This is a genomic window from Gardnerella sp. DNF00571G (genome assembly GCF_049262695.1).
Lineage (GTDB): Bacteria > Actinomycetota > Actinomycetes > Actinomycetales > Bifidobacteriaceae > Bifidobacterium > Bifidobacterium piotii.
In genome coordinates this window covers 1,255,534-1,269,774 of record NZ_CP058396.1, presented here as the reverse complement: position 1 = coordinate 1,269,774, position 14,241 = coordinate 1,255,534, and the positions used below count along the sequence as shown (strand labels likewise).

Genomic DNA, 14,241 nt, shown 5'->3' with positions numbered 1-14,241 from the left:
GAATTTTTGAAAAAAATATCTCGCAAAAACCCTTGAAATAAAAGGCTTGGGGGGGGGGGGTATGTACCCCCAAAAGCTATAAACATTTGTTAGTTGTCTTCAAAATTTTTTCTAAAATGTTATAATGATTTATCAAAGGGTGACTACATCATTATAGATGTACGCTATAAGACTTTGTAAATCTATTGTTAAAAACTATAGGGCTTTGAGAGCCGCGGTCGGTGCGCAAAGCAATATCAAGTAAATCGAATTAAACTCACGAAAGAGGAGAACATGACTACAAAATCTGGTAAACACGCCAACAAGACATCTGGTTCTGCAAAGGATAAGGCTGCGAAGGCTGTTGATATTCGTAAGGTGGCTGCTCTTTCTGTTGGTGCTGCTGGCGTGATTGCTGGCGCGGCGATTGCTTTTGGCGCAACTCCTGCAATGGCTGCGGAGGCTACTTCTACGCCTGTTGATCCTTCTGCGCCTGCAAATACGCAGGATGTAACTGCTAAGAATGACGATTCTAAGAAGAAAGTTGATGAAAAGCAGCAGGCTGATAACCAGAATCAGCAGGCTGAAGTTAAGAAGCAGGCTGATCAGACTGTAGTAAACGCTGAAGGCGCTGAGACTAATAAGGAGACTACAGATAACGCTCCTGCACCTAGTAGCGCTCCTGCAGAAACTAACACTTATGCAGCAAGTAGCACTCCTGCAGAAGTTACAACTGGCTCAAATAATGGCCAGGATCGCGCAGCTACACCTGCACCTGCAACAGTTAACAGTGAGATAACGATTTCAAAAGAAACAAAAGACACGCTTCCAAACATGTATGCGTGGGGTTCGACTGACAATACGTATATTGACAACGGTCAGAATACTTCCGTTAAAATTACACTTAAATCAGCTGATGGTATTGCTGTTACTAAGGTAGCTATTTTCCCGAACGATAACATCGACATCAATGGTAGAAACGCAAAGGATTTTGTTGAATACAAGACTGGTGACGATAAAGCGCATCAACCTTATTCGGGTGAATATGCTTTTGCTACAAACAATGACGGCTCTGCTACTCTTACTGTAAACAAGCTCTATAGAAACAACAATATGCCAGCTGTGGGTTATGCGGCAAACCGTTGCATTTATGTGTACGGAAAAGGTACTGACGGTAAAGAAGTTCTGCTGTATAAGACGAATATTGCACGTGCAGCAACACTTATTCCACCTAAAAAGACTGGCTCGTTTGTTTTAAGATACGATCAAAAGCTTGAAGATAAAACCATTCGTGAAAAGCTTCAGCAAGCCCTTGATGCTCCTACTGCAGGCAAGGATGGTAAGTCGCTCCGCGATCAAATTCAAGTTGCAAGCACAGCTAAAGGCGTTGGCGTGCGTGACAAAGATAACGAAAAGAAGCTTGACACTACGCCAGATACCGCTGAAAACAAGGTAATTATTAACGCTGATCAGGCGTACGACGCTAATCAGTTAGCTACCGTTATTAACAAGGAAACTTCAAAGTCAGGCGAGCCAAAAACATATGTTACGGGCGTGTATAACCTCAAGACATACCTTATTTCCGACCTTGGCTACAAGTCTGACGTGCTGCCTCTTACCATTGCGCGCTACGATACGCGTATTGATAAGCCAACTGTTGAAGACCTGTCCCAGGTATCCGAAGAGGTAAAAACGGATATTAAGAAGAAGCTTGCGCGCCTTAATCATGTGTCGGAAGACAAAGTCACCATTAACGATGACAACACGGTAACTATCAACTTCACTGGCGTTGATGCTGCGGACGCTCCTAAGATTCCTTTGCGCGAACTTGTGTTGAAGAAGATTGCAGAAGCTGATGTTACTGTTCCAACTGGCGATAAAGCAACCTTCGTTTACAACCCACTTGCTTACTCCGATGCGGAAATTAAGAGTATTAAGCAGGCTATTTTTGAAGCCAACAAAGCCAACAAAGATCTTGGTCTTACCAGCGTAGACCAGATTTCACTTTCGTACCTTACAGGCAATCTTACTGCGTCTGGTCATGCAAATCAGGGCATTTCAAATGGTCGGCAAGAGAACGCGATTACCGTTAAGATCAAAACTGATAAAGCGGTTGCCGAGTTTACGTCTGATATAACGAAGAGCAAGCTAACGAAGTTTGTGAATATTCGCGAGGATTACGACGTTTCGTGGAAGAAAAATCAGATTGACGGTCGTGACAGTGATGAGGGTCTCTCTTGGAGCGAAGACCACAAGACCATCATTTACCGCTATGATCCAACCAAGGCTGTGGCGTTCAAGTCTGGCGACGTTACTAAGTTGCTCACAGCTACGCCGAAGACTGGCAAAGAAGGTTTGCGTACACTTACGGGCGGCGAGAATCTCGACCATGAAGGCGCTCCTGGACAAGAAAAGAAATCGCATGTTGGTTACATACTGCAAAATGGTCAGCCAACAGGCGAGCTTACGCTTGGCATTATGAAAAGCGGCTATTGGACTGGTGATCCTCAGATCACAGGCACCGATGTAAATATGGGTGATGTGCTCGCAAAGGCAGATAGCTATACGTGGAACGATGGTGCTGAACCCGTAAAAGTTGCGTCTAAGGACGGCAAGATCTATAGAGCGCGTCTGTTTGTTGCTCCGTATGGCATGGAATCCTACCAGTATGTGTACACACACCCAGATGGAAAGAATCCAAACAATACTTCTAAGGCAATTAACGTTATCTTTGTGCCGCAGACGAATCATAAGACGAAAGAACTTTCGGATTCGATTGGTGAGCACAAGACAACTAAGGTTGACAACACAGACGTTCCTACCGAGTCTAAGTACTACAACGCGTCTAAAGATAAGAAAGATGCGTATGAAAAAGCTCTTGATGCTGCTAAAGAAACACTTAAGAAAGTTGGAACTACAGCTGATGCTGATTTAAGTGAAGACCTTAAGGCTGAGGTTGATAACGCAACGATTAAGCTGAATAAGGCGCGCGCCGAGCTTGATGGTCCTGACACCATCAAGGACGGCTTGGATAAGTCGATAACCGAAGATGGTACGCCTGCTGAAGGTCAACAAGCTACAACTGGTACAAAAGCTAGCGATAAGTACAAGAATGTTACTGAGCCTGACTTTAAGACATCTGATGGCAAGCCTGATACCAAGAAAAATGATGAAGCTAAAGAGGCTAAGAAGGCTTACGACAAGGCTCTCGAAGACGCTAAGACGTTAAAGGAAGACAAGAACGCCACGCAAAAGGCTGTTGACGAAGCCAAGGCTAAGCTCGATGCTGCGCGTAAGGAGCTTGATAAGTACAGCACTAACAAGGACAAGCTTAACGCTGCTATCGCTGAGCATGGCACAGTGAATACGGGCGATGCTACTAAGACTGGCGACGACAAGCTCAAGACTGCCGACCCAACCTACCAGAACTCCACTAAGGAAGAGCGCAAAGCTTACGATGAGGCTGTAAAGAAGGCAAAGGATCTTTCAGCAGATCCAAATGCTTCTCAAAAGGACGTTAACGCTGCAATTACAGCTCTTGAGAATGCTAAGAAGGCACTTGACGCTAAAGCAACAGATAAGTCGCAGCTTATAACTGCTGAAAAGCTCACCTTTGATAATCCTGATAAGGATGATGCAAGCAAGCAGAGTACCTTCTACAAGAATGCGCTTAATAAGAAAGATAACGGCGCAAGCGAGCAAGAAAAACAAGCTGCTAAAACCGCTGTTGAAAACTATGACAATGCGCTGCAGAAGGCTCGTGAGGTTCTTAAGAACGACAAAGCAACTCAAAAAGAAGTTGATGATGCTAAAGATGCATTAACTAAGGCCGAAAAAGTATTGCATGATACTTATGCAACTGACGCTAATGAACTTACGAAAGTTCTTGCGGATAACTTTAGCGGTTACCTGATGCCTGCATACTTTAACGCTTTCGATAAGGCGCAAGCTGGCGACGCTGATGCAAAGAAAGCATTCAAAGATTACAACGATGCTTATCAAAAAGCTAAGGCGCTTAAGAAAAAGCTAGAAGAAGCTAAGACTGGTGGAGATGCTCCAGATCAAAACCAGATTGATGAAGCCAAGAAAGCTCTTGAAAAAGCTCGTACTGTTATTGACAAGTATGCAACTAATACCAGCAGGCTTTCGGCAGCTGTGTTTAATGACCTTGCAATACAACACAGCCCAGCGTATGCGAATGTAAAGGAACTTGCCGATAAGCAGAATCCTAGTGAAGAAGAAAAAGCCCAGGTAGAGGCTGCTAAGAAGGCTAAGGAAGCGTATGAAGCCGCAGTAGCGAAGCTAAACCAGGCGCTTAATAAACAGATGCCTAGGGATAAGCAAGGTAATACAGAAATCCCAACTTCTAATACTCCTGATAAGGACGGCAACCCTGAAGATGGTGCGTACTTGGATAATATTCAGGCACATGCGCAAGGCGAGCCTCTGGATAGGGATGTTGACACAATCCTTAAGGAAATGAACGCCGCTATTGCAGATTTGAACAAGTTTGCAACCAAGACTGACGCTCTGCTTAAGTCTGTTAACGAGGACGCAACCACGCATCCAAGCCCTGCGTTTAAGAACGCGTCGCTGCCAAGCTACAAAAACGATGATGGTTCTGACAATACCGACAAGAACAATGCTGCTAAGAAAGCTGTAGACGAGTATGGTAAAGCTCTTAACACAGCTAAGGATTTGCTGAACAATCCTAACGCTACGCAGAAGGATATCAACGACGCTAAGACCGCCCTCGACAATGCTCGCAAGGCTCTTGACGCCTATAAGACTAATGTCGACAAGCTTCAGGCAAGCGTTGATAAGAACGGTAAAGACGCAGAGGGTGCAAATCCAGCTGTTGAAGGCACAAAGGATTCTGATGCGTATCGCAATGCGTCTGATCCTCACTTCATGAAGGAGCAGGACGGCAAGCTTGTTCCTGATGACACCAAGAACAACGCTGCCGCTGCAGCCAAGAAGGCGTATGACGAAGCTTTGACAAAAGCTCAAGAGCTTTTGAAGAAGCATGGTGATGCAAATACGCCACAAGATGCAAAACCAACACAAAAAGAAATCAATGATGCACTTAATGCTCTTGATACAGCACGCACTAAGCTCGACGAGTACAAGACTGATACCACTGCTTTGAACACAGAAGCTGAGAAGTCTAAGGCAGATACCGAAGGCGCTAGTGTAGATGGCAAGTTCGAGGACTCTCCAGAGTTTAAGAATGCTAAAGCTAAGACGAGCGATGGTAATGAAAATGCAGATGTTACTGCTTACAAGACGGCTCTTGCCAATGCTCGTAAGTTAGTAAATGACGCAAAGGATACAAGCAAGAAGAAGAACAGCGAGCGTCCAACGCAGCAACAGATTAACGATGCGCTTGACACTCTGAAAGCAGCTAAGAAGCAGATTACTGACAACTACAAGACGAATCTTGAGCCGTTGACTTCTGCTAAAGACTTTGCAGATGGCGACTTCAAGAAGACTCCTGAGTATCAAAATGCTGTTGCTAAGAAGACTGCTGGCGACCAAGATGCTATAAAGGACTTAGGTGAAGCTGGACAAGACACAGGCTTCGACAATGTTCTGAAGAACGTTACCGACAAGCTTAATGACGAAGATTGGAAGAAAAAAGCAACTCAAGAGCAAGTAGAGGCTCTGCTTAAACAGTTGCAAGACGCTCAAGACAAGATTACAGATAATTACAAGACCAAAACCGACAAGCTCAAGAACGAAGTCGGCGATAAGGATGACAAGGGCAAGGATGTAATACCTCCGTTTGAGGCGTCTGTTCCATACAAGAACGCGCTTGAAAAGGCGAATGCTGAGTCTGAAGAGGATGCAAAGAAAGATGACTCAGCAACCAAGAAGCTGGAAGCTTACAACAAGGCGCTCAAGGCTGCGCAGGAACTCCTCAACAAGGTGAATAAACCAGATCCAAACGCAAAGCCAGAAGAGCGCCCAACTCAAGCGCAGGTAGATCAGGCTCTGACTGATTTGCAAAATGCTAAAAAGGCAATTGACGAAAAGTTCAAGACCAACGTTGATAAGCTCCAAAATGAAGTTGATGATAAAAACGAGGATGGCACTGCGCGTACTCCAAAGTTTGAAGAATCAACTGAGTATAAAAACCTTCAAGGCAAGACTAAGGATGGCAAAGAACCTGATGATCTAACTGCCTATAAGCAGGCTTTGGCAAAGGCTAAGGAACTCATCGACAAGAACGATGGCAAGGTTGCTGATCCTAAAGATCCAAATAAGCAGATTGACGTTCCAAAGGATCAGCTCCCAACTCAGCAAGAAGTTGACGAGGCTAAGAAGGCTCTTAAGGAGATCAAGGACAAGATTCTTGCTAACTACAAGACCAATCCTCACGACTTGCAAGAAGAAGTTAACAATTCAAAGTACGATGACGATGACAAGCGTGACACCACGTTTGAGAATACGCCTGAGTACCAGAATGCCGATGCTAAGAAGGGTGATGAAGCTGCCAAGAAAGATCTTGACGACTATAACAAGAAGCTCCAGGCTGCTAAGACTCTCCTTGACAAGTTTGATAAGGATGGCAAGCCAAAGAAAGATCTCCCAGCAGGCGAGAAGGCTCCAACTCAGAAAGAGCTTGACGACGCTCTCGATGCATTGCAAGCCGCTAAGAAGAAGATTACTGACGGCTACAAGACTAATAAGTCTGATTTGAACACTGAGGCTGGTAAGGATGGCGACTTTGCAAAGACGCCAGAATTCCAGAACGCTGTAGGAAGCCCAGAAGCAGACGCGTACAAGAAGGCGCTTGATGAAGCGAATAAGGTTCTTGGCGATAAGGACGCAACTCAGGCGCAGGTTGATGAGGCTTTGAAGAAGCTTCAGCAAGCTAAGGAAGACCTTGTAAGCAAGCACAAGACGGATAAGGACAAGCTCTACCAAGAGAAGGGCAATGACCCTGAATTCCGCAAGTCGATTCCGTTCTTGATTGCAGACAATAAGGACATAGCTGAGTACAACAAGGCGTTGAACGATGCAAACGCTGTGCTCAGGGATCCAAACGCTACGCAGGCCCAGGTTGACGAAGCGCTTAGAAAGCTGCAACGCATAAAGCAGAAGATGATTGACTTCTACAACTCGCTTGGTTCGGGTAGTGATGACGATTCCGACAGCAACAACAATGGCAACAATGGCGCGGATAATGCAAATAACGCAAACGCTGTTGATAAGTCAATGTTGCAAGCTGAAGTGAATGGTGCTCTTACAGACATTGCTAACGGTGCCGGCACTAAGGTTGCAAATGGCGTGAATGCAAGCGTTGTTAAGGAGCTTAATGATGCTCTAGAAAACGCTCGCCGCGTGCTTGCTGATCCTAATGCCACTCGCGAGCAGGTTGAAGCTGCGACTATGCGACTTCGTGCAGCTCGTGCTGCCTTTAAGGCTGCAGTGATTGCTCAAAGAGATAAATCTCGCGGAAGCATGGGAGTGCAAACTGGCGTTGATTCCGCAACGCTAAGCGCGTTTGCTGCTGTGTTTGTGGGGCTGGCGGGACTTGGAGTGTCTGCTAAGCGCCGTAAGCACTCAAGTAGATAAAAGTTTGCGCTCTAGTAGCGTTCCTTAAAAAAGCGTTCACATTTTGTTTTGTAGTGTGAACGCACAAAATGGCTTGGATATAATCTCCAAGCCATTTTTGTTTCTCTACGCGCTCCGACCTGCCTTTTCGCTTAAAGCGTAGCGCGAGAGGCGCTTTGACTGAGCTTGAAATTGCATAACGCATTTCAAGCTCCTTCAAAGCGTGATTTGGCTCAAGCATAAAGTCCAGTGGACTTTATGTGCCAAATCAGCCGAGCGGCTACTAATAGCCGCGAGGAATAGAGCGCTGAGCTTGCTCAAGGTTGAAAGCACTGTGTGCTTTCAACGCAAGCGAAGACGTGAGCGCGCTGTAACGCGCGAGCGATATCTCTTATTTGGTGTTGCGCGATTCCTATTTGGTGTGCAGGAGGGCTGGGTGTTTCTTGTCTCACAACGCTCCGCCTCTTACGTGTTGTCTTGTGTTGCGGTTGTTCCGATTTGGCTTTAATTTTTTGTTTTTGGTTGAAGTTTGTTTGTAGGCGTGAATCATTGGATTATTTGGTATCGGCTGCCGCTCTTATACTGTTCGACCAAGAATCACCCAGCCCTCTTACGTGATTGAACAATTGCGTATTGCTTAAACGCCTGAGATTCTCGATTTTTCTTGCTGCTTCAGCGAATCACCATCGGAGGACTGCGAATCGACTTGCATGAGCGCTTAAAGCGTAGCGCGCGAATGCACTTCGATTCGCTGAGCCGCTCAAACGTAAAGTCCAGTGGACTTTACGTGCGGCGAAGACGTTCGCGCGCTCAGACCGCGCGAACGAAACGCTTCATCCGCTGCGAAAAATCTCGAATCTCTACCGCACTTGATGTAGTCAGTGAGAGCGATTTTTCCGCTTTTTGTAGCTCTAAACGGTGTGTCTAACAACAAAAAGCGGAAATAGTTGACGCATTACGCAGCTCGAAGTTGTCGAATCGTAGCGAAAAATCTCGAATCTCTAGCGTGCTCGGCGTAATTTATATAAATAGGTTAAAAACTTGAGTGAGGGAGTGTTAAGTTTTTGCGAAACGCGCGCAAAAATGCTTGACTTTAATAACTTGAGTGTGTTAGACTCAAGTTTTGTAAAAAGAAAAAGCGGCTAGTCGCAAGGCTTGCTGCCAAGAATTTGAGTACATAGATTAAAAGGTACATAGATAAGATAGCTAGGAGATATTATGGGACGCGCAGTAGGTATTGATTTAGGAACAACGAACTCCTGCATTGCAACGCTTGAAGGCGGCAGCCCTACAGTTATTGTTAACGCAGAAGGTGCGCGTACAACACCGTCCGTGGTGGCTTTCAGCAAGTCGGGAGAAATCTTGGTTGGCGAAGTTGCTAAGCGTCAGGCTGTTACAAACGTTGACCGCACGATTAGCTCCGTAAAGCGCCACATGGGCACTGATTGGTCTGTTGAGATTGATGGCAAGAAGTGGACTCCGCAAGAGATTTCTGCACAGGTTTTAATGAAGTTGAAGCGAGATGCAGAAGCCTACCTTGGCGAGCCAGTAACCGATGCCGTTATTACATGCCCAGCATACTTCAACGATGCTCAGCGTCAGGCAACTAAGGATGCAGGTAAGATTGCAGGCTTGAACGTGCTGCGTATTATTAACGAACCAACTGCTGCTGCATTGGCTTATGGCCTCGAAAAAGGCAAGGAAGACGAGCGCATTTTGGTGTTCGACTTGGGCGGCGGTACTTTCGATGTGTCGCTTCTTGAGATTGGTAAGGATGACGACGGCTTCTCCACAATCCAGGTACAGGCCACTAATGGCGATAACCACCTGGGTGGCGACGACTGGGATCAGAAGATTATCGACTGGCTTGTTGGCGAAGTTAAGAACAAGTACGGCGTTGATTTGAGCAAGGATAAGATTGCTTTGCAGCGCTTGAAGGAAGCTGCTGAGCAGGCAAAGAAGGAGCTTAGCTCTTCTACTTCTACCTCGATTTCTATGCAGTACTTGGCAATGACTCCAGACGGCACTCCAGTGCATTTGGATGAGACTTTGACTCGCGCTCACTTTGAGGAGATGACCTCCGACTTGCTCGGTCGCTGCCGTACGCCATTTAACAACGTGCTTTCCGACGCTGGCATCTCTGTAAGCCAGATTGATCACGTGGTGCTTGTTGGTGGTTCTACTCGTATGCCAGCCGTCAAGGAGCTTGTAAAGGAACTTACTGGCGGTAAGGAAGCTAACCAGTCCGTGAATCCAGATGAGGTTGTGGCTGTTGGCGCAGCTGTGCAGTCGGGCGTTATTAAGGGAGACCGTAAAGACGTTCTGCTTATTGATGTAACTCCACTTTCTTTGGGCATTGAAACCAAGGGTGGAATTATGACGAAGCTTATTGAGCGTAATACCGCAATCCCAACTAAGCGATCTGAGGTGTTCTCTACTGCAGAAGACAATCAGCCATCCGTGTTGATTCAGGTATACCAGGGCGAACGCGAGTTTGCGCGCGATAACAAGCCTCTCGGCACTTTTGAGTTGACTGGTATTGCTCCAGCTCCTCGTGGCGTTCCGCAGATCGAAGTGACTTTCGACATTGACGCTAACGGCATTGTGCACGTTTCTGCTAAAGATAAGGGCACAGGCAAGGAACAGTCCATGACGATTACGGGCGGTTCTGGCTTGCCAAAGGACGAGATTGACCGCATGGTTAAAGAGGCGGAAGCTCACGAAGCTGAAGATAAGAAACGTAAGGAAGAAGCGGATACTCGCAACCAGGCAGAATCCTTCGCTTACCAGACTGAAAAGCTTGTAAACGACAATAAGGATAAGCTTTCCGACGAAATCTCCAAGGAAGTTACCGAAAAGGTAAATGCTTTGAAGGAAGCTTTGAAGGGTGATGACGTTGAGAAGATTAAGAGTGCGCAAAGCGAGCTTATGACGTCTGCGCAAAAGATTGGTCAGCAGCTTTACGCTCAGCAGGGTGCCGCTGGTGCTGCAGGTGCAGGTGCTCAGGCTGGTGCTGGTTCTGCATCTGATGCAAATGCAGGTGCCTCTAAAGATGACGACGTGGTTGACGCCGAAGTGGTGGACGACGACAAGGACGATAAGGACAACAAGTAATGTCCGAGTTTAACGCCAACGACTACTTGAGTGGTTTGGAAGACGTGCCGTCGACGGCTGGCGATTCGCGTGCGGCAGATAGCGCTGCGGATAGCGCTGCAGATGGTGTTGCGGCGCATGAGGAAACTCATGAAGCAAAGCACGCGGCTGCTAACACGGATGCTGCTGCTAACACCGATGCGTCCGCTAGCGCAGCCGCCGACGCGGAAAAGTCGCAAGCAACCGCAGATGAATCCAACGCGCGCAAATCTCAAGAAAATGACAATTCTGTAGACGCTCAAAGCAGCGAAGAAGACGATTCCTTAACACCTCTTGGCAAAGCCAAAAAAGAGGCGGCGGATTATTTGGAAGCGTTGCAACGCGAGCGAGCAGAGTTCATTAACTTCCGCAACCGCGCAGCCAAAGAGCAAGACCGATTTAGGCAGCATGGAATAACAGACGTGCTTACGGCTTTATTGCCAGCTTTAGACGACATTGATAGGATTCGCGAGCACGGCGCAATGGACGATTCGTTCAAGGCTGTGGCTGCAAAATTAGACAAGGCGTTTGAAAAGTTTGGCGTAGAAAAGTTTGGCGAAAAGGGCGAAGACTTTGACCCAACAAAGCACGATGCGATTCTACACAAGCCAGATGCGAATGCTACGAAGGAAACGGTTGATGTTGTTGTGGAATCGGGCTACAGGATTGGAGATCGAGTGATTCGCGCTGCAAGAGTCGTAGTGGCGTCTCCAAGCAATGAGTAGTAGCGTGCGCAGTGTAAAACAGTGTGAAACAATGCGTGAAACATCGCTAATGTCAGCGCTTGTTTGGATTGTTTAGCTCGCGCATTTCATCAAATGTTTACTTATGCAAGTCCCATGCCTACTCGTGTTGGCGGTTTAGATTCTAAGCAGCTAGCGCGAGTAGGTTATTTAGATACAAGCTATAGATATAAGTTGTTTAGTAAATGCCAGTGGCTCAAAGAAAAAGGAGCTTAAATGGCTGAGAATGAATGGCTAGCCAAAGATTTTTACAAGGTTCTCGGCGTCTCTAAAGATGCTGACGAAGACACAATCACAAAAGCGTACAGAAAACTCGCTAGAAAATATCACCCAGACTTAAACAAAACTAAAGAAGCAGAAGAAAAATTCAAAGACGTATCCGAAGCGTACGACGTTTTGAAAGATAAGCAGATGCGCGCTCGCTACGATGCGATTCGCCAATTCGGCGCAGGCGGAGCAAGATTCGCTGGCGGCGCGGGCGCAGGCGGATTCGACGCAAGCGGATTCAGCGACATTTTCTCATCAATGTTTGGTGGATCGCCAATGGGCGGCGGCTCACGAGTGCGATTCTCCACAAGCGGCGCGGGTCCAGATATGGGCAATATATTCTCCATGTTTACTGGCGGTGCGGGCGCATCGCAAGCAGGATTTGGCGGAGCAGATTACGAGCAGTACGCCCAATCTGGTCAAGCTGCTACGCAAAACACGCCTGAACGTGGTGAAGACATTACAACGTCTATAAAACTAACGTTTAAGCAGGCGTTTAAAGGCGCTACAGTTTCGCTTCGATCGGGCGGAGAATCGTTCAAAACTCACATTCCTGCAGGCGTAAAAGACGGGCAAAAAATACGCCTAAAGTCAAAAGGCAAGCCAGGAAAGTTTGGCGGCGCTTCTGGAGACATGTATTTGCAAGTGCAAGTGGAAAAGTCGGAGCAATTCTCGATTGAAGGATGCGATTTGGTGGCCACTTTGCCGCTCACTTTAAGTGAAGCTGTGCACGGAGCAAAAGTCACGCTTAAAAACGTAGACGGCGAGCCGATTGTGTTTAAGGTGCCATCTGGAACTTCGGGCGGCAGCAGAATACGCGTAGAAGGCGAAGGCGTGCCAGGCAAAAATGGCGCGTTTGTTGGAATTGCGCAAATACACGTTCCAAAAAAGCCTGGAATGGCGGTAAAACATGCTGCAAAAGAGTTTGAAAAGGCGTGTGGCGCAGATTACGAGCAAGAAGTTAAGGATTTGCGCGAATAGATGCAGATGCAGATGCAGATGATATGCAGATGCTCTTAGCGTTTACGTTTAAGAGTCGCAGATTTGCTTAGCGTTTGCGTGTAGAAAGGAAAGTCATGGCTAGGTTGGATCGCCAAATTAGGGCGCTGTATGAGATGTGTGCAGTGGCGCTAGTGCGCGGAAATGCAACGCTTGATGGCGCGGACGAAGTGGGTTTTAAAATTGACATGCCGATTTTTACCGTGAGTCACGTAGCCAACCTAACCGACACGCATCCGCAAACGCTTAGGCAATACGATAGATTGCGCTTGATTATGCCGCAGCGCACAGAAGGCGGAGCCAGAAGATACTCGCTTAGAGACATAGATAGGCTTGTGCAAACGCAAAAGCTGAGCCAAGAAAACGGCGTGAATCTTGCTGGGATTATGCGGATTTTGGAGCTTCAAGAAGAAAATCGCCAGCTTAAAAGGCAAGTGAGGCGCTTAGTTGACGAGGCGGCGAGTGCGGAGCGAAACATTTTTGCAGCGAGTGCAGACGGGAACATTGTAGAGGTTCAGCGCTCGCAGCGCGCAAAGGATTGGCGCCGAGATATTCGCGTGCCTCAGCGCGAGTTGACGTCGTCTTATGCAAGAGACAATAATGGCGATTCGCAATATAATGATTATGCGAGCAATGATTTAGAAGACGATAGGTCGATTGTTTTGTGGCGCGCGTTTGGTCTATAGCGATTACGCTAACAAGTGCCTATATAAACATTAGTTTAGATTTTTCTAAATACTAGTCAAATGCTTAAATATAAATGTAAATGTAAATATTATAAATATTGCGTATGTAAAGCGACAAAATAAAGGGTATTAATGGCATTAAACACAACAGCAGCGCAAAACGCCACAAATCGCAAGTTGGCAGCAGTTTTTTGGGATATGGACGGCACGCTAATCGACTCAGAGCCGTATTGGCACGAGTCCGAAATCCAAATCGCAAAGAAACACGGCGGCGAGTGGAGCGAAGAGCTTGCATGGCAATACTCGGGCGGCTCTCTAAAAGACGTTGCCGAAGCTATGATTGCGCGCGGAACAAAGATGGGCGTTGAAGAGATTGGCAACGCAATGGTGGACTATGTTGCCGAGCGCGAAAGCGCGGAAGTTCCATGGGTGCCAGACGTTTTGGATCTTTTGCAAAAGCTTGCCGACGCAAAAATCCCTTCGATTTTAGTGAGCAATTCGCCAAGGCGACTTGTTGAAAACATTGTGAACCATGCGCCTAAAGGTGCGTTTGCTGGTTTTGTTTGCGGAGACGATGGGTATGCTACAAAGCCAAGCCCCGAGCCGTATTTGGCTGCAGGTAGGCTGCTTGGCATTAGCGCGCAAAACATGAAGTATTGCATTGCGATTGAGGATTCGTTTGCAGGGCTAAAGTCGGCAGCGGCTTCGGGGGCGACCACTCTTGCGCAAAGAGCGTATTCTAACTTAGACGTTAGCGGCGGGCCGCAGTTTGCAGACTTAGACGGCTACAAAGACCTTACGCCGCAAGCGCTTGAGCGCTACATTATTGATCGCATCGCGCAGTAATATACGTCAACTATTTCCGCTTTTTGTTG

The 14,241-nt window shown here is 47.0% G+C and carries 6 protein-coding genes; all 6 read left to right on the top strand.

Going from position 1 to position 14,241, the window contains the following annotated elements; all coding sequences use genetic code 11:
* Positions 1–273: 273 nt before the first annotated feature.
* The 6 genes from HXT30_RS05000 to HXT30_RS04975 all read left to right on the top strand — a co-directional run bounded on the left by HXT30_RS05000 (position 274) and on the right by HXT30_RS04975 (position 14,212).
* Positions 274–7,560 (top strand): peptidase, encoded by a 7,287-nt coding sequence (locus HXT30_RS05000; RefSeq protein WP_422111445.1) that lies wholly within the window; start codon positions 274–276, stop codon positions 7,558–7,560.
* Positions 7,561–8,757: 1,197 nt separating this feature from the next.
* On the top strand, positions 8,758–10,653 hold the full coding sequence (gene dnaK / locus HXT30_RS04995) for a molecular chaperone DnaK (RefSeq protein WP_422111444.1): 1,896 nt from the start codon (positions 8,758–8,760) through the stop codon (positions 10,651–10,653).
* Positions 10,653–11,396 carry a nucleotide exchange factor GrpE gene (gene grpE, locus HXT30_RS04990; RefSeq protein ID WP_422111443.1) on the top strand — a complete coding sequence of 248 codons (744 nt, stop codon included), beginning with the start codon at positions 10,653–10,655 and terminating at the stop codon, positions 11,394–11,396. The genes dnaK and grpE overlap by 1 nt, the downstream gene beginning before the upstream one ends.
* A 234-nt stretch (positions 11,397–11,630) precedes the next feature.
* Positions 11,631–12,662, top strand: coding sequence for a J domain-containing protein (locus HXT30_RS04985; protein ID WP_346284457.1), 1,032 nt, complete (start codon positions 11,631–11,633; stop codon positions 12,660–12,662).
* 95 nt (positions 12,663–12,757) lie between these two features.
* Complete coding sequence (locus HXT30_RS04980) at positions 12,758–13,366, top strand: heat shock protein transcriptional repressor HspR (protein ID WP_016789920.1); 609 nt, start codon at positions 12,758–12,760, stop codon at positions 13,364–13,366.
* 132 nt (positions 13,367–13,498) lie between these two features.
* The gene (locus HXT30_RS04975) at positions 13,499–14,212 is read left to right on the top strand and encodes an HAD family hydrolase (protein WP_016789918.1); all 714 of its coding nucleotides are present in this window, start codon (positions 13,499–13,501) and stop codon (positions 14,210–14,212) included.
* Positions 14,213–14,241 lie beyond the last annotated feature (29 nt).